Origin of the sequence: Endozoicomonas sp. Mp262 (assembly GCF_025643335.1) — a bacterium.
In the GTDB taxonomy this organism is placed as follows: domain Bacteria; phylum Pseudomonadota; class Gammaproteobacteria; order Pseudomonadales; family Endozoicomonadaceae; genus Endonucleibacter.
In genome coordinates this window covers 3,195,761-3,212,471 of record NZ_CP092489.1, presented here as the reverse complement: position 1 = coordinate 3,212,471, position 16,711 = coordinate 3,195,761, and the positions used below count along the sequence as shown (strand labels likewise).

Genomic DNA, 16,711 nt, shown 5'->3' with positions numbered 1-16,711 from the left:
GGTTAACAGGCTCGCTCCCAACCTCCACAGAGGCGCAGAGGGCACAGAGAATTATTTTCAAGAACAATGAAACCTCTGTGTTCTCTGCGCCTCTATGGTGAAAAAAGAATAAAAGAAACCGACTTTTATATACCGCTTATCCCCCATCATTTAGCAACTGAAGCGGTGAGCGCCGGATCAGCTTAAAAGTCCCCAGATAACCGGCACCTCCCACTAATAACGCCCCAAGCACAGGCAGGGCAAACCACATCAATGGGCTTAACGTCCAGGACAGATCCAGAACACGGGTAAACACCAGCCAGGTGGTGAGTTCTGAGCCCAGGGCAGCAAACAGACCCGCCAATCCTCCCAACAGGATAAACTCCCCTGTTTGTAACCATTGCAACTGACTTCTGCTTGCCCCTAATGCCTTTAACAGTGCACTCTCACGGATTCGTTCATCCTGACTGGTGGCAATACTGGCCCACAACACCAACAGCCCTGCCAGAAATAACACAACCAACATAGCTTCAAGGGCCAGAACACCTTGCTGAATCATTTGCCGGGCCTGATTAATCACTGAATCCATATCAATCAGCGTCAAAGATGGAAACCTCTGAATCATCTCGTTTAATAAAAATCGCTGCTCCGCTGATAAATAAAAGCTATTTAACCAACTGGCCGGATAACCTCCCAGCGCCCATTCAGGCATTACCATATAAAAATTGGGGCGAAAGTTTTCCCATTCCACATGGCGAAGGCTGGTAATGGTGGCCGTTAGCTGTTGTCCTGCAATATTAAACGTCAGCGTATCACCTAAATCCAAACCAAGCCGCACAGCCAAACCAGACTCCACTGACACCTCCGGGATTTCATCAGTGGACCACCAACGCCCCTTAATCAAGGTATTCATTTCTGGCAGTTGATTTGACCAGGTGAGATTGAGTTCCCGGTTAACCGCCCTATCCTTTAACTGATCGCTATTCAGGACGTTATCCAAAGGCTGCTCATTGATTGCTATAAGCCGCCCCCTCAAAACAGGGTACATTTGGCTTGCGCTGATCTTTCGGGTTTCCATAAACTCAGTCAAAGGCCCAATATCATATGATTGGATATTTAAGCTGAAAAAATTAGGAATATTATCCGGCAACTGTTCCTGCCAGTGATCCAGTAAATCAGTGCGCACTTTCAGCGCCACAGCCATCACCAGCAATGTTAGAGAGAAGGCCAAAAGCTGGGCAAGAGTCAACAGCCGCTGCCGGGATAAACGACTTAAGGCCGTACGCCATAAGACGTTAACTCTTTGCCTGGATAGCAACCGGGTGCAAAACCACAAAACAGCGGATATGGCCACACCTATGAAGGGCAATAGCACCGCTGCCCCCAGGGTAATGGACAGGGTCAGGGACAGATTGTCAGTCACAAACCAGGAAAGACAAACCAGACTAACCAGCGCCAGTCCATAGATTAACCAGACAGAAATCGGTGTGACCGGAGCCTGCTCTTTCTTTAGCACCCATACAGGGGTAACACTGTTCAGTTTAAGCAGGGGTGGCAGGGCAAAACCAAATAATACAATAATTCCCGTTACAGCACCCTCCACCAGCGGCACGCTATCAGCGGCAGGTAGCCAGACGGGTAACAAATCTGACAATAAATGAACAACCCCTTCCGAAAGCAGCCCGCCCAATATCAATGCCAAAGGCATGATCAGCGGTAGAATAAACAACAACTGGAGACAAACCATCACGATGGTTTCCCGTCGGCTGGCACCCAGGCAACGTAATATGGCAACAGCATCATAATGGCGCTGGGCAAAACGACGGCTGGCCATGGCAATGGCGATACCAGACAAAAGGATTGCCAATTGTGCTGCCAGGGAAAGAAAACCGGTGACCCGGGTTAAACTTCGGCTCAACCCCCGGTTGCCATCGGTCAAATCCAGCACCTGGTATTGACTGGTAAGGTTATCTTTAAGCCACAACCGGAACTGATCCACAGCCTGCTCCGGCCCGGCGTATAGATTACGCCATACAACCCGGCTGCCTGGCTGAACCAATTGCGTCTGCCCAAGATCGGCAATATTAAACATCAGCCTGGGAGAAAAACTGTAAAAACCTTTTCCCCTGTCACTCTCCAGAGTTATGACCTGGGTTACACGCAGGCTTTTTGCGCCAAGGGTGATAGTGTCGCCTACCTTAATATCCAGCAAAGGAAACAGTCGGGGTTCCAGCCAGACTTCTCCTGATTGAGGTACACTTTTTGCCAGTTTGTCTTCAGCAAATGGCTGGTCAGCAGTGCGAACGGCTCCACGAAGGGGGTAACCATTCTCAACCCCCTTAACTGAAACCATTTGCAAGCGGTCACCCGCTAAAATCACACTGGGAAATTCAATAGTCCTGCTCTGATCCAGTCCAAGTTCTTCCGCTTTTTTCTTTAATTCTGGTTCCGGTGATTGGGAACCCTGAACAACCAGGTCAGCCCCCAATACTGCTGCCACCTGTCGTCCCATTCCTTTCTCAAGGCGATTACCAAACAGGCCTATAGCGGTACTGATAGTCACTGCCAGCAGCAGGGCAACCGCCAATAAACTCAACTCACCACTTTTTAAATCTCGTCCTGTCTGTCGCCAGGCAGTGACCAATAATGACTGAATGCTCATACTTCAGCCCTCAGCCGACCATTGGCAATGATGACTGATCGGCTGCAACGACCTGCTAAATTGAGGTCATGGGTTACCAGCACCAGGGTTGTGCCATGTTCCCTGTTCATCTCGAATAATAAATCACTGACCCGGCTACCTGTTTGCTGGTCAAGGTTTCCGGTGGGCTCATCAGCAAACAGAATCCGGGGATGGGTCACAAATGCCCGGGCAATGGCTACCCGCTGCTGCTCACCACCGGACAACTTACCGGGATAGTGTCGGGTACGGTCAGACAGTCCCACTCGCTCCAGTGACTGCTTTGCCATAATCCTGGCTTTTTTATGACCCGCCAGCTCCAGCGGCAGCATGACATTTTCCAGGGCCGTTAAAGAGGGCAATAAATGGAAGCTTTGAAAGACAAAGCCAGCCACCTGCCCCCGCAACCTGGCTCGCTCATCCTCATCCATTCCCTCAAGGGATTGTCCTGCCAGATAAACGGCTCCGGAAGTGGGTTGATCCAATCCTGCCAGTAGGCCCAGTAATGTGGATTTGCCGCTGCCAGAGGCTCCCGTAATGGCAAGGGTTTCAGCCGTCTTGATTTCCAGGGAAACCTCAGAGAGTATATCCAGGTAACCGCCTCCGGGGCTTTCTACCTGCTTACCAAGGGATCGTGCTTCGACTATGACTTCCGTCGTCAGCTTATTATCACTCATTCGATCATCCGGTTTGTTATTATGCTGTTTACTGATAATGACAGCACAGGCTGATGCTTCATCACCTGATAAAAAAACATTGCTGGTATTTGGTGATAGCCTCAGCGCTGCTTATGGTATGGATTCTCGCAAGGGCTGGGTCAATTTGCTACAGGAAAAAATGGCAGAAAGCCATCCTCAATGGCGGGTGATCAACGCCAGTATCAGTGGTGAAACAACAGCCGGTGGCCATAGCCGGTTACCCAAGGCGTTGCAGAATCACTCCCCTGACCTGGTATTGCTGGAGTTGGGTGCTAATGACGGCCTTCGGGGAACACCCTTGCAACAAATAGAAAAAAATATTGCCGATATGGTTCAGCTCACTAAACAACAAGGGATCGATACCCTGCTATTTGAAATGCGAATTCCGCCCAATTATGGGCCGGCTTATACTTCCCGCTTCAGAGAAATATTCCAACAGGTTGCCCAGTCCCATAATATTTTACTACTCCCCTTCTTCCTGGAAGGTGTGGCCGGAATCCCATCCCTCAACCAGCCTGACGGCATCCACCTCAACGAACAGGCACAGCCCCGGCTGATGAATAATGTCTGGTTCTATCTGGAGCCTCGGTTAAGTGAAGCTCAGGTGAAATCTGAGGGCACAAAAATGAAATCAATAGGGTATTCCGGATAGTTAGTGCCTGCCAGAAACTTAAGAAGAAACCTTTTCTGATAGCCATTCCTGAAATTGTTTTTCCAACTCTTCAGAATCTTTACAATATTCTTTAAATTCTTTTTCGCTTTCATTTATCCACTTATCATTAAATCCCATTTCTTTAAGTCTTGGAATCAAAGTATCGGATATAAAAACATCCATTTGATTTTGTTTTTTTGCTTTTACAAATTTTATATGCTCCTCTTGCTGTTTTTTAGCTTCTTCCATATATGCCTCTCCTTTCCGCGCCTTCATAAAAGCACAAGCTTGATACACCCTGCAGTGCTGCAAATCAGGGTCATCATCCAAATACCAGTTTCTCAGCCCACCACCACAGCAAAAACATCGAACAAAATCACCAACCCCTACATAAAAGAAACCCGATTCTACCATGCACTCTATCTTTGGTTTGTCTTCAGGCCAACACTCAAAACTTTCCGAACGCTTTTCAGCATCTTTATAGTCTGGGTGTCTCATATCGCTCGCTTTTATATTAATTATTGTTTGCTCTTTGCTCTCTGTTTTTAATCCTTGTCTGATAGGCTTGTTATATTGCCTGTGATCTGGTTGTTGAGCTACATTTCTTAACCGATAGATAACATCTTGTGGTTGTTGATAATAAAAATGAGTTTCTATACATGCATATATTTTTTGTAAATAATCTTCAGACGAGTTTCTTAAGCACCTCATATAGTCACATAACGTGCTATTTTTTAAACACTCTTTCATGCTATGGAATAATAGCTCTTTGCGGTTGGGATATGCGCTGGGCAACAGGCATAATTTATTTCCCTGACACGAATTGGTGCGTATTTGTTGCCACTTTTCACAACTAACCAGACGAGGAATCAATATTGCCATAATTTGACATTCAAATTGCTCTTCAGTACAGAGACAATCTGATGGGAAAAATTTACCACAATGAGATAATTTGAGGTTAGTTACATATTGCCTGAACACATCGGATTCAAAATAATCTTGGCAATGGGCGTATGAAAAGAAGATCAGGGTGACACCCAAAAATAAAAAATGAATAATTTTAACAAAAAAATCAACTAGTCCAAGCACTTTAATCATATGAGCCTCGCTCCAGCCGCAGGCTTTTCGTTCATTCTCGATACCTGCTTTCACAGCCGCACCCCGTTTAAAAAGAGTACGCGTTGTCTGTCGTTTTTCAGCAGCATAATCTTCTCTCACCCTACTGCAATCTTTGTCAAAAACAACACCAAAAACACAGTATAGCTAGTTTTCTACCACCTAATATTTTCTGGTAACCTAAAATACCTCTTCGGCTAGCAACTAGCGGCTGGATATAAAATAATGGGGCAGTGTTTTCCGTTTGACCTGAGTTCAATCTAACAGCTATCAAGCCACTTCACTTGAAATTGAAATCACGTGATTGTCAGCAACCTCTCGTTGCTACAGCCACCAGTAACCAGTAAAATTCAAGCCAATCCTGCTTTTGGGATGTCCACGGAGGGCGATAACACATAAACAGACTCTATAACAATGAGATAACAATGCATGAGTGCCACTGATAAGCAGCCTCAGTCTGACCGACAACCAGAACCTGAGCTGATAGACCTTTACCAAAAACCGGAAAAAATCTATACCCGCAGCTTTACCGGGTTCTTTCGTAACCTGAGACTGGCAGGCGGCACTTTCCTGTTTCTGCTTTTTTTCGGTACCTGCTGGCTTAGCTGGGGAGAACGCCAGGCAGTGCTTTTTGACTTACCTGCCCGGCAATTTCATATTTTTGGTGCCACCTTCTGGCCCCAGGATTTTATCCTGCTCTCCTGGATTCTGATTATTTGTGCCTTTGGCCTGTTCACCATCACCGTATTTGCCGGACGGATATGGTGTGGCTATACCTGTCCACAAAGTGTGTTTACCTGGGTCTTTATGTGGGTGGAGCGTTTCACTGAGGGAGAAAGAAATCGCCGGATTAAGCTGGACAAACAGTCCCTGACCCTGTCGAAAGCACTAAAAAAACTGACCAAACACCTGCTCTGGCTCACCATAGCCTTTGCTACGGCATTTACCTTTGTGGGTTACTTCACCCCGGTGAAAGAACTGCCAAGCCTGATTCTTAATGGACTGGCGGGCAGCTGGACCTACTTCTGGCTGAGTTTCTTCACCCTGGCAACCTATGGCAATGCGGGCTGGCTCAGGGAACAGGTCTGCCTCTATATGTGTCCTTATGCCCGCTTCCAGAGTGTAATGTTTGATAATGATACGCTCGTGGTCGCCTATGATAAGCAGCGGGGCGAACAACGGGAACCAAGGAAGCGCAGCGCCAATCCCAAAGAGCTTGGGCTGGGAGACTGTATTGACTGTACGGTTTGCGTACAGGTTTGCCCCACCGGTATAGATATCCGTGATGGGCTGCAATATCAGTGCATTGGTTGCGCAGCCTGTGTGGATGCCTGCGACACCATTATGGATAAAATGGGTTATGAGAAAGGATTGATTCGCTATACCACTGACACAGAATTAACGGGAGGAAAAACCCGAACACTAAGACCCCGGCTCGCTGGTTATATCCTGGCACTGCTGACCATCATCGGCCTGTTTGCCTGGACCCTGGCTGACAGAATCCCCCTTGAACTTGAGGTCATTCGTGACCGCAATACATTGTTCCGTATGACCCGGGACAACGCCATTGAAAATATCTATATGGTAAAAGTAGCCAACAAAAGCCAGAAAGACCTGGATATCAACATTGCAGTCTCCGGCATCAAAAATCTTAAACTACACGACCACAGCCCCTTTTCAGTCAGTGCCGGGGAAGTGGCAGAGCATATTATCCGGATCACAGCACCGGCAGAACAGGGAGTAGCAACCTCACGTCCAATCACATTCAACATCACCACCTCGGACACCACCATAAAGCCACTCCGCTCAGAAAGCCGGTTTATGGCACCAAGAACAATACAGCCTAAGACAAATACAGGAAGTAATCAGTAATGAATAAACAGCCAACGTCCACCCATTCACCCTGGTATAAAGAACCCTGGCCCTGGTTTATTATCAGCATTATTGTGATCTCTATCACCTGGGGAACCATCCAGTTAGTGATCGCACTGCAAAAAGCGGACAGTGTGGTGGTGGATGATTACTACAAAAGCGGCAAGGCCATCAATATTGACCTTACCCGGGATCAAAACGCACTTCAGCTGGCCATTAATGCATCCATTCTTATAGATGATATGTCCGGAGAAGTGCGGGCCAAAGTGTCAGGGCAACTCCACCACTTCCCTGAAACCCTGAAGCTCAGCCTGCTATCCCCTCTATTTTCGGATAAAGATACCACCGTAACCCTTCGGCGCACGGTATCCGGAGACTACGTTGGTCAATTGGAAAAGTTCACGCCTGGCCGTTATTACGTTCAGCTGGAAACCCTGGATCACCTGATCCCGGAAGTGGGCTACGAAACCGGCTGGCGAATCAGCAGAAAAACGGATGTTAACCCTGATAGTGAGATCTCATTGCAAAACAAGTCCGGAACCTGATATTCCATACATGCTCAACGCTGTATTAACAAGAGCACTGCTGTATGACTGAAACCCAATGCTATCACTGCCAACTCCCCGTTAAAGGAACGCCTTTATTCTATGCCGAAGTGGAGGGCACTCAGCAACCCATGTGCTGTCCTGGCTGTAAAGCGGTAACGGAGGCTATCATAGCGGGAGGATTAACCCGTTACTACCAGCATAGAACAGACTCTGGTAAACAGGCGACAGCAATCAGTGAACGACTCAGGGAAGAACTACTTATCTATGACCAGCCCGGTATTCAACAGGATTTTGTCCAGCAGATAAACAACCATTCTTTCCAGGCCAATTTGCTAATTGATGGCATTACTTGCGCCGCCTGTATCTGGCTGCTCGAAAAACACCTGGGTTCCCTGCCCGGCGTAACAGCGGCCCATGTCAATCTAAGCACCCATGAAGCCCAGGTCACCTGGGATACCGGACAAATCAAACTCAGCACCATCATGCTGGAAATTACCCGCATCGGTTACAAAACCCTGCCATGGCATGCTGACCAGCAGGAATCCCTGTTTCAGGAGGAAAACCGCCGTTTTATCAGACGGCTGGCAGTTGCCGGTATCGGTGCCATGCAGGTCATGATGTATGCCATTGCCCTTTACTCAGGCGCTATCAGTAATGATATGAGCGAGTCTTATCGGGATTTTATTCGCACTATCAGTATGATTGTGGCAACCCCTGTCGTCTTTTATTCAGCCTGGCCTTTTTTTAAGGGTGCACTGCGAGATATTCGCATCAGGCATCCCGGGATGGATGTCCCTGTTTCCCTGGCTATTGGCGGTGCCTATCTTGCCAGCCTGTGGGCAACATACACGGGTGGGAATGAGGTCTATTTCGATTCGGTCTGTATGTTTACCTTTTTTCTGCTGACAGGCCGCTATCTGGAATTAAAGGCCAGACACAGTACATCCAGGGCCGCCAGGACACTCACTCATTGGCTACCCACCAGCTGCCTGAAAAAAAATCAGGACAGCTGGCAGCGCGTTCCGGTCAACCATCTCACAAATAACGACATAGCCCGGATATTACCTGGTGACAGTATTCCTGCCGATGGCATTATCATTTCAGGCAACAGTACTGTAGACGAATCCATGCTCACCGGTGAGTTTATGCCCGTAACAAGACAAAAAGGGCAAACCGTTCTGGGTGGCAGTATGAATATTGATAATGCCATTGATATCAGGATTACCCATACCGGCAACCAAACCCGTATTGCAGGTATTGTTAAATTACTGCGCAGGGCCCAGCAGGAAAAACCGGCTATTGCCCATATTGCCGATAGGGTATCAGGCTGGTTTGTCAGCGCAGTACTACTGATATCAACTGTCGTTTATAGTTTCTGGTTCCATTACGCCCCCGGCGATGCCTTCTGGATCACCCTGTCAGTATTGGTGGTAACCTGTCCCTGCGCCTTATCTCTGGCGACCCCTACGGCGCTCACCGCAGCAACGGGGCATCTGCATAAACTGGGTTTTATGATCACCCGGAGCCATGTCCTCGAAGGACTTAACCAGGTTAACCATATTATTTTTGATAAAACCGGAACTCTGACCCGGGGCAAACTCAACCTGGCAGAAACCCGACCCGTTCCAGGCTGCAAAGACAGTACCGAGGCGTTACTCGCTATTGCATCAGCCCTGGAAGCCCATTCAGAACACCCCATCGCCAAAGCCTTTGACAATGTGCCTGGAGCAAGGCTTCAGGCACATAATGTAAAATCCCATATTGGTCAGGGTATTGAAGGTCTGGTAAATAATAGGCTCTACCGCATAGGCAAGCCCGATTTTGCTTCAGGACAATGCTCCCCCCCCGATAACAGACAGTGGCTGTTATTAGCCTCAGACAATACCCCTTTATGCTGGTTCCGAATTTCTGACAGTCTTAAGCCAGAAGCAAAAGAAACCATCAGACAGCTAATGGCTACCGGAAAGAAAGTCACCCTGCTAAGTGGTGACCGTTCAACCGTGGTCGCCTCTACCGCTAAAACCCTGGGAATTAACCACTGGCAAGGTGAGGCTAGCCCCGATGACAAACTGGCTTTTATCCGGCATTGCCAGCAACAAGGTGACAGGGTACTGATGATTGGCGATGGCATTAATGATATCCCGGTCTTGGCCGGCGCTGATATTTCCCTGGCCATGGGCAATGCCTCTGACCTTGCCCGCACCAGTGCTGATGCCATCCTGATCTCCCAAAACCTACAACAGCTGCCTGATGCTTTCAGGCTCACTCAGCAAACCCTAAGGGTAATTCACCAAAATCTGACCTGGGCATTAGCCTATAACCTGACCGCCCTGCCTTTGGCTGCTTCGGGTATGATCGCTCCCTGGATGGCCGCATTGGGCATGACCCTGAGTTCATTGATAGTGGTAGCTAACGCATTACGCCTTGACAGGCCCAGATTAAAAGCAGGAAGCAAACAACAGTCCACACCACTTGATTATCAGGAAACCTGACCATGGAAAGCCTGTTTATCCTTATTCCCCTGGCCCTGATTTTAGTCGCCATTGCTATCAGGGTATTTTTCTGGGCAGTGGACAATGGTCAGTTTGATGACCTTGAAGGTCCGGCACACAGCATCCTGTTTGACGATGACCCTGCCGTTGAAAAAACGCTACCAACCGGGACAAAAGTCAAAGATGACTAACATAACCCCCTATCTATCCGCCCTTATGATTGGACTGCTTGGTAGTGCTCACTGTATCGGTATGTGTGGCGGTATTACCTCGGCATTAAGCCTATCCATCAAAGATAACGGCAGACATTCATCAGCAATAATTCTGCTGGGTTATCACCTGGGCAGGATTGGAAGCTATGCCATGGCCGGATTTATTTTCGGAAGCCTTGGCTGGTTTCTTGGAGATATCAATGAATCAATGCAACTTGCCCTACGCTGGTTTGCCGGAGGGATGCTGATAGCCATGGGGCTATATTTGTCAGGCCTCTGGAAGGGCCTTACCGCCTTTGAACAGGCTGGCGGTCTGCTGTGGCAACGAATCCAGCCCATTGCCACCCGACTGCTACCCATTCAAAGTTTTTATGGTGCTTATGCCCTTGGTTCACTCTGGGGATGGCTGCCCTGCGGTATGGTTTACAGCACCCTGAGCTGGTCAGCAAGCCATGCCAACCCACTAAGCTCTGCGCTGTTAATGGCTACGTTTGGATTAGGCACCTTACCTTCCGTTCTATTAACCGGCTTATTCGCCAAACAGCTTAAAGCGATCATCCAGGCACAACTAACCAGAAACCTGGCATCAATAGTGATCATTGCATTAGGTATATGGACGCTGCCCGGGCCTCATCAAAAGACGATCATGGGCATCCTTTCCGGTCATATCTAGCAATGCCCCCCCAGGTGCTGATGAAGATACATAATCGAAGTCAATAAATCTTCATTATTTCCCTCACCGCTCATCAATACTCTCTATAATGAGCTAGTCTATACATCAATTAGAACTAGTCAGCAGCATTCCCGAGATAGAAAAGTAAGTAAAACCACCCAGCAAACTTAAAAAATTCAAGTAAAGCACACGATTGACATATATCAAAGAATACTATTAACAGGTTATTTAAACTAAAATTATGGTTTATCGTGTAAATGCGATTTACATGCGCTAGAAAAGCGAAAAAATATTAACGATGCTCTTAAAACTCCGTATTGTTTTCAGAAGCTACTGATAAGAGATGTCGCCTTTTCGGTAAATTTATACCTACGCAAAGAATACTAGAGATTCATTATGAGAGACGCCCCCATCTGGGACTCGGAACTGATATCACACTACAACCTGTCTGGTCCCCGCTATACCTCTTATCCTACAGCGGTTCAATTTACCGAAGATTTCGATCGCCAAAGTTATCAGTCCAACGCCTGGCGCAGTGCCATTACAGCAAAACCACTGTCCCTGTATTTTCATATCCCGTTTTGCACCCATGTATGCTATTACTGCGCATGCAACAAAATTGTGACCAAGCATAAAACCAGGTCCACAAGCTACCTGAAACACCTCTTCCGGGAAATAGAGTTACAGTCAGAATTCTTTGATATCCGTCAGCCCGTTGAGCAAATGCATTTTGGCGGAGGAACACCCACCTTTCTTAGTAATGAACAGCTATCGGCATTAGTGGACAAAATAGATCAGCATTTTGGACTGATGCGAGGTGACAGTGTTGACTATTCCATTGAGCTTGACCCACGGGAAGTGGACTGGCCAAAAATGTCACTGCTCAGCGATTTAGGCTTTAACCGGATCAGTATTGGTGTTCAGGATCTCAATCCCGTGGTTCAAAAAGCAGTGAACCGGGTTCAAAGTGAGCAGCAAATTCTCTCTGTACTGGACGCTGCCAGAACCATGACATTCAAGTCCATTCATATGGATTTAATTTATGGGCTACCTCATCAAAGCACTGAATCCTTTAGCTCAACCCTTGACCGCATCATCGAGATGGCGCCGGATCGCCTGTCACTATTTAACTACGCACACCTTCCCCACCGGTTTAAACCACAACGCCGGATTAACCCCCAGGATCTCCCTTCAGCAGAGACAAAGCTGGCAATACTGGAGCAATCCATTGAAAAACTGCTAAAACGAGGCTATACCTATATCGGCATGGATCATTTTGCCTTACCCGAGGATGACTTGGCCATTGCCCAGGATGCCGGGACACTGCACCGCAACTTTCAGGGCTATACCACCCACAGTCACTGCGATCTCGTCGGCATGGGCGTTTCCTCTATCAGCAAGATAGGCTCGGTCTACACACAAAACCAGGTTGATGAAAAAGCCTATGCCAGCTGTATTGAGCAGGACATCATTCCTCATTATCGAGGGCTGACAATGAGCCAGGATGATGAAATCAGGCAAGCCATCATCAACCAGCTTATCTGTCATTTTCACCTCGATATGGGAAAAATAGAGCAGCAATATCAAATCCATTTTCAGGATTACTTCTCCCGGGAAATGGCTCGGGTGGCAGACATGCAAAAAGACGGGCTACTCCTGGTAGACGACAACGCTCAATCGATCACAATACAACCAAAAGGCCGGTTACTTATTCGCAATGTTTGCATGATTTTTGATAAATACCTTAAAAAAACAACAGATCAACCTCTATACTCAAAGGTAATCTAATAATATCAGCTAAACAACAAACATTGATAAGCAAGTACTTACTACCACTATATACCAGAAGGCATATGGTTTTCTTTTAATAAAAGTCATAATTACTATAAAATTCCGTCTGCCATACGCCTTCCACTAAGCGATTCCGTGCATATAACACTTAAATTCTGGCCATATTTTCCATAAAATAGGGGCGTTTTTGCCAATACGACCTTGAGGCCACTCAATGACGTCCAAGCCCAACGTCCGACAGCCCAGCCATGTGGCCTGCAGAGATTGCAGTCTAAGCTCTCTATGCCTGCCACTTGCCTTGAGTATAAAAGATATTGATCAACTGGATCGAATCATCAAACGGGGACGCCCTCTGAAAAAAGGAGAGCACCTGTTTCTTGAAGGCGACCCATTCGCTAGCGTCTATGCGGTACGCTCAGGCGCGATAAAGACCTACACAGCCACTAATGAGGGTGAAGAGCAGATCACCTCCTTCTACCTTCCCAGTGAAATCCTTGGCCTTAGCGGTATGGATACGGATACCTATCCTGTTTCCGCCCAAGCAATGGAAACCACTATGGTCTGCGAAATCCCCTTTGAACAGCTTGAAAGTCTTTCTGATGATTTTCCCGAGCTTCGCAGGCATCTGATGCGACTGATGAGTAAAAAAATCCGCGAAGACCAACAGATGATGATGCTGCTTTCAAAAAAGAATGCGGATGAGCGCATAGCAACATTCCTCATTAACCTTGCCAGCCGCTTCCGTCGCCGGGGTTTCTCATCACAGTCCTTCAGACTCTCCATGTCCAGGAACGAAATGGGTAATTACCTGGGTCTGGCTGTTGAAACCGTAAGCAGGGTTTTTACCCGCTTCCAGAAAAACGGTTTAATTTCTGCCGTAGGCAAGGAAATTGAAATACGTAAGCCTGTAGAGCTATGCACCCTAGCGGGAGGGAAGTCAGTAGACAATACCCATGTACTTACAGCAGCGAGCTAGCACTGTCACTCCATCAGGAATGGATCGGGAAAACACCTTTTCTGCCAAGCCCACAAGCGTCATCCCCATAAAAATGGCGCTTGATATTTTGCATAGCATCCTATTAATCAGCCCTCCCTTCATGGCACCTTATGAGAATTGATGAAAATTATCTGAAATCACAAATCCGAGCTATTCAGGACTGGCCTAAAGATGGCATTACCTTCCGGGATATTACCTCTGTGTTTGAAAATCCCAGGGTGAGCCGGATGGTTATTGACAGCTTTATCCATCGTTATATCAACCAGAATATCAGTCATATCGCAGCCCTTGATGCCCGTGGCTTTCTGCTGGGTTCCACCCTGGCTTACGCACTGCATAAGCCCCTGATTCTTTTCAGGAAGAAAGGAAAGTTGCCACCAGACACCTTAGCCCAGGATTATCAATTGGAATACGGCACAGCCACGCTGGAAGTAAAGACGGATTCTTTTTCTCAGGGAGACAGAGTACTACTCATAGATGACCTTATTGCCACCGGAGGTACCCTTCTGGCTGCCGATGCACTCATCAGACAATCCGGAGCAACAACCATCGAAGCGGCAGCCATTATAGATCTTCCCGATCTTGGCGGTTCTACCAAACTGCAGGAAGCAGGCATCCCCACCTTCCCCCTCTGTTCGTTTAGCGGGGAGTAAACCGACAGACCGCCGGTACTTTTTCTTCAGACAGAACATCACCCAACGATAACCCTATAAAGCCCATTTATTACGGGCAGGGTATTCTATGGGAATGTGTTCGGGTGAACTGCGCCACTATATTATTCGCCCCAGCCTGAAACATATAGGTATGTGGAGCCTGGCGGGAGAAAACCTGCTGCTGGGCACTGCTGCCTGCGAATCGGGACTGGGAACCCACATCAAATTCCAAAACCACCAATCCCTGGGGCTCTATCAAATTTCGCCCAAAATGCATAAAAACATATGGGATAACTTCCTTGCCCCCCAACCGGAGCTTTCCAGCAAGGTAAGAGGGTTGGCAAGTCAAAGGGAGTTTCTGGCTCACCCTCATTACGAGCTGGTCACCAACCTGTCCTATTCCAGCGTCATCGCCTGGTTAATCTACTATCGCACAGGCTGCAATGTGAAAAAAATAACCCCCGGTGATATCTTGGGTCTGGGCAAGCTCTGGCATAAATACTTCCATAACCATCACCGCCCAAGCTCCCCTCAATACTTCGTCAGCTGTTATCATCAGCTTATTTCAGTACCTGAGACAACCCTATAACCGGCAGGTGCAGATTGCAAAAAGTTAAAAAATATGAGCATTGATAAAATGCGTTTATTGATCACGGGCTTCAGCGCAGCGAATGCACAGGTCAGTATATGGCATAGCCATCAAGCGCCCATCGGCGATTTCATCACCACAGACAGAGCAGTAGCCGTATTCCCCTTCAGTAATCCTGTCCAGCGCTTTATTTATTTGATTCAGCTCAATGGTGGCTTCATTACCCAAGGCATCAATCACTTCGTCATTCTCACGCTCTTGAGCCTGCTCAGACCAGTCAGCGCTCGACTTACGAGTCATACCCTGTTTGATTTTACCGAGACGATCAGTCAGCTCCTCCCTGCGGGAAAGAAGCAATGCTTTTAACTGCTCATGATTTACCATAATACGCCCCTGATCAGATACCTTAATTATTTCACCTTATTGCACAGCCTTATGCGGCCATATCGCGTGTCCACTAACCCAAAGAACACCCCATAGCTTAACACAATAGCAAACACTCACGGGCATAATTACCCCACCTTACAAAGAGGGAACAGGCAGCAAGGAGCATGCAACCACCCCTCTCTCAATCCGCTATCAATCATAAATCCCGACAGCCCCTAAACGTATATTCCTTACTTTCCATAATAAAACCTTTGATTATACTACTCTGTTTTTGCCCTCGGATGACGTGACTGATTATATTGGTGACGGCTCCGGGATTAGATAGCTATTTACTATTCAGATAGCGTCTATATTGCCGGATTATACAAAGGTATGCAGACCCCTCTTTCCCAAAAAATGAAAGCTGATAAAGTCAACTTCAATAAACTCCAAAAACGCCTGCGCCGCCAGGTTGGACAGGCTATTGCCGACTATCGGATGATCGAGGAGGGAGACCGTATTATGTGCTGTCTCTCAGGCGGCAAAGACAGCTACACCATGCTGGAAATTCTGCTCAATCTCAAGCATAACGCTCCCGTAAATTTTGACGTTATCGCTGTCAACCTCGATCAAAAACAACCCGGTTTTCCAGAGCACGTACTGCCGGACTACCTCGCAAGCATCGGTGTGGAGTACCGAATCATTGAGGAAGACACCTACAGTATTGTCAAAGAAAAAGTACCGGAAGGAAAAACCACCTGCGCCCTGTGCTCCAGACTAAGGCGAGGCATTCTTTACCGGACGGCAACCGAGCTTAAGGCGACCAAAATAGCCTTAGGCCATCACCGGGATGATTTGCTGGAAACCTTATTTCTGAACATGTTTTATGGCGGCAAAATGAAAGCCATGCCACCCAAGCTGGTCAGTGATGACGGCAAACATATGGTGATCAGGCCGCTGGCCTATTGCCGGGAAAAGGATATTATCCAGTTTGCCGAACATAAAGCCTTTCCCATTATTCCCTGCAACCTGTGCGGTTCCCAGGAAAATCTTCAGCGTAAGGCCGTTAAGGCCATGCTGAATGAATGGGACAAGCGATTCCCGGGAAGGATTGAAAGCATGTTCAGGGCCCTTCGTAATGTGGCCCCTTCACACCTTGCTGATGCCGAACTGTTTGACTTTAAAAACCTCAAGAGTGATGGCTCTCCCAACGAAAACGGCGATACTGCATTTGATCCGGTAGATCTGCCCATCGCCTATCGGGATGAAGAGTATCAGGAAGAAAAAAGTCCGTCGAATACTGCGGAAATGGTTAATATCGTCAATATTTAGAAGGGTTAAATGGTTAATGGGGTTTCGATCCTTTTGGGTCAACTATTCGCTCCTCCCCATT

At 47.5% G+C, this 16,711-nt stretch carries 15 protein-coding genes; 11 read left to right on the top strand and 4 right to left on the bottom strand.

Annotation, left to right across the window (positions count from 1 at the left end):
* Window positions 1-136: 136 nt before the first annotated feature.
* Both MJ595_RS14100 and MJ595_RS14095 read right to left on the bottom strand, forming a co-directional pair.
* The gene (locus MJ595_RS14100) at window positions 137-2,641 is read right to left on the bottom strand and encodes a hypothetical protein (protein WP_263078584.1); all 2,505 of its coding nucleotides are present in this window, start codon (window positions 2,639-2,641) and stop codon (window positions 137-139) included.
* Entirely contained in the window at window positions 2,638-3,336 is a 699-nt protein-coding gene (locus tag MJ595_RS14095; protein WP_263078583.1) for an ABC transporter ATP-binding protein, read from the bottom strand. Before MJ595_RS14095 ends, MJ595_RS14100 begins: the two co-directional genes overlap by 4 nt.
* A gap of 37 nt (window positions 3,337-3,373) precedes the next feature.
* On the opposite strand from MJ595_RS14095, the gene MJ595_RS14090 reads away from it, so the two are divergent.
* Window positions 3,374-4,009 (top strand): arylesterase, encoded by a 636-nt coding sequence (locus MJ595_RS14090; protein ID WP_263078581.1) that lies wholly within the window; start codon window positions 3,374-3,376, stop codon window positions 4,007-4,009.
* An 18-nt stretch (window positions 4,010-4,027) separates the two neighbouring features.
* Here the strand turns inward: MJ595_RS14090 and MJ595_RS14085 are convergent, their stop codons facing one another.
* Window positions 4,028-5,227, bottom strand: coding sequence for a baculoviral IAP repeat-containing protein (locus MJ595_RS14085; RefSeq protein ID WP_263078580.1), 1,200 nt, complete (start codon window positions 5,225-5,227; stop codon window positions 4,028-4,030).
* Between the two features lie 327 nt (window positions 5,228-5,554).
* On the opposite strand from MJ595_RS14085, the gene ccoG reads away from it, so the two are divergent.
* The 9 genes from ccoG (at window position 5,555) to MJ595_RS14040 (ending at window position 14,952) form a co-directional block, all read left to right on the top strand.
* Window positions 5,555-6,997 carry a cytochrome c oxidase accessory protein CcoG gene (gene ccoG / locus MJ595_RS14080; RefSeq protein WP_263078579.1) on the top strand — a complete coding sequence of 481 codons (1,443 nt, stop codon included), beginning with the start codon at window positions 5,555-5,557 and terminating at the stop codon, window positions 6,995-6,997.
* A complete protein-coding gene (locus MJ595_RS14075; protein WP_263078577.1) occupies window positions 6,997-7,542 on the top strand; it encodes a FixH family protein in 546 nt (181 codons plus the stop codon). The genes ccoG and MJ595_RS14075 overlap by 1 nt, the downstream gene beginning before the upstream one ends.
* Window positions 7,543-7,586: 44 nt before the next feature.
* The gene (locus MJ595_RS14070; RefSeq protein ID WP_263078576.1) at window positions 7,587-10,037 is read left to right on the top strand and encodes a heavy metal translocating P-type ATPase; all 2,451 of its coding nucleotides are present in this window, start codon (window positions 7,587-7,589) and stop codon (window positions 10,035-10,037) included.
* Window positions 10,038-10,039: 2 nt separating this feature from the next.
* Entirely contained in the window at window positions 10,040-10,228 is a 189-nt protein-coding gene (gene ccoS, locus MJ595_RS14065) for a cbb3-type cytochrome oxidase assembly protein CcoS (protein WP_263078574.1), read from the top strand.
* A complete protein-coding gene (locus tag MJ595_RS14060) occupies window positions 10,221-10,922 on the top strand; it encodes a sulfite exporter TauE/SafE family protein (protein WP_263078573.1) in 702 nt (233 codons plus the stop codon). The genes ccoS and MJ595_RS14060 overlap by 8 nt, the downstream gene beginning before the upstream one ends.
* 396 nt (window positions 10,923-11,318) lie before the next feature.
* Window positions 11,319-12,710 carry an oxygen-independent coproporphyrinogen III oxidase gene (hemN, locus tag MJ595_RS14055; protein ID WP_263078572.1) on the top strand — a complete coding sequence of 464 codons (1,392 nt, stop codon included), beginning with the start codon at window positions 11,319-11,321 and terminating at the stop codon, window positions 12,708-12,710.
* 217 nt (window positions 12,711-12,927) lie between these two features.
* Entirely contained in the window at window positions 12,928-13,689 is a 762-nt protein-coding gene (gene fnr / locus MJ595_RS14050) for a fumarate/nitrate reduction transcriptional regulator Fnr (RefSeq protein ID WP_263078571.1), read from the top strand.
* Between the two features lie 131 nt (window positions 13,690-13,820).
* A complete protein-coding gene (locus MJ595_RS14045; protein WP_263078570.1) occupies window positions 13,821-14,363 on the top strand; it encodes an adenine phosphoribosyltransferase in 543 nt (180 codons plus the stop codon).
* Between the two features lie 88 nt (window positions 14,364-14,451).
* Window positions 14,452-14,952: a hypothetical protein gene (locus MJ595_RS14040; protein ID WP_263078568.1), complete on the top strand. Its 501-nt coding sequence runs from the start codon at window positions 14,452-14,454 to the stop codon at window positions 14,950-14,952.
* 54 nt (window positions 14,953-15,006) lie between these two features.
* Here the strand turns inward: MJ595_RS14040 and MJ595_RS14035 are convergent, their stop codons facing one another.
* Window positions 15,007-15,336: a TraR/DksA family transcriptional regulator gene (locus MJ595_RS14035; RefSeq protein ID WP_263078567.1), complete on the bottom strand. Its 330-nt coding sequence runs from the start codon at window positions 15,334-15,336 to the stop codon at window positions 15,007-15,009.
* 375 nt (window positions 15,337-15,711) lie between these two features.
* Between MJ595_RS14035 and ttcA the strand changes: the two genes are divergently transcribed.
* On the top strand, window positions 15,712-16,650 hold the full coding sequence (gene ttcA / locus MJ595_RS14030) for a tRNA 2-thiocytidine(32) synthetase TtcA (protein ID WP_263078566.1): 939 nt from the start codon (window positions 15,712-15,714) through the stop codon (window positions 16,648-16,650).
* Window positions 16,651-16,711 lie beyond the last annotated feature (61 nt).

What these genes read in the sequence shown, in the direction of transcription:
- ccoS (WP_263078574.1), top strand. Translation starts at nt 10,040, where the DNA reads ATGGAAAGCCTGTTTATCCTTATTCCCCTGGCCCTGATTTTAGTCGCC.
- MJ595_RS14040 (WP_263078568.1), top strand. Translation starts at nt 14,452, where the DNA reads ATGGGAATGTGTTCGGGTGAACTGCGCCACTATATTATTCGCCCCAGC.
- MJ595_RS14075 (WP_263078577.1), top strand. Translation starts at nt 6,997, where the DNA reads ATGAATAAACAGCCAACGTCCACCCATTCACCCTGGTATAAAGAACCC.
- ttcA (WP_263078566.1), top strand. Translation starts at nt 15,712, where the DNA reads ATGCAGACCCCTCTTTCCCAAAAAATGAAAGCTGATAAAGTCAACTTC.
- MJ595_RS14035 (WP_263078567.1), bottom strand. Translation starts at nt 15,336, where the DNA reads ATGGTAAATCATGAGCAGTTAAAAGCATTGCTTCTTTCCCGCAGGGAG.
- ccoG (WP_263078579.1), top strand. Translation starts at nt 5,555, where the DNA reads ATGAGTGCCACTGATAAGCAGCCTCAGTCTGACCGACAACCAGAACCT.
- MJ595_RS14100 (WP_263078584.1), bottom strand. Translation starts at nt 2,641, where the DNA reads ATGAGCATTCAGTCATTATTGGTCACTGCCTGGCGACAGACAGGACGA.
- MJ595_RS14045 (WP_263078570.1), top strand. Translation starts at nt 13,821, where the DNA reads ATGAGAATTGATGAAAATTATCTGAAATCACAAATCCGAGCTATTCAG.
- fnr (WP_263078571.1), top strand. Translation starts at nt 12,928, where the DNA reads ATGACGTCCAAGCCCAACGTCCGACAGCCCAGCCATGTGGCCTGCAGA.
- MJ595_RS14095 (WP_263078583.1), bottom strand. Translation starts at nt 3,336, where the DNA reads ATGAGTGATAATAAGCTGACGACGGAAGTCATAGTCGAAGCACGATCC.
- hemN (WP_263078572.1), top strand. Translation starts at nt 11,319, where the DNA reads ATGAGAGACGCCCCCATCTGGGACTCGGAACTGATATCACACTACAAC.
- MJ595_RS14060 (WP_263078573.1), top strand. Translation starts at nt 10,221, where the DNA reads ATGACTAACATAACCCCCTATCTATCCGCCCTTATGATTGGACTGCTT.
- MJ595_RS14070 (WP_263078576.1), top strand. Translation starts at nt 7,587, where the DNA reads ATGACTGAAACCCAATGCTATCACTGCCAACTCCCCGTTAAAGGAACG.
- MJ595_RS14090 (WP_263078581.1), top strand. Translation starts at nt 3,374, where the DNA reads ATGACAGCACAGGCTGATGCTTCATCACCTGATAAAAAAACATTGCTG.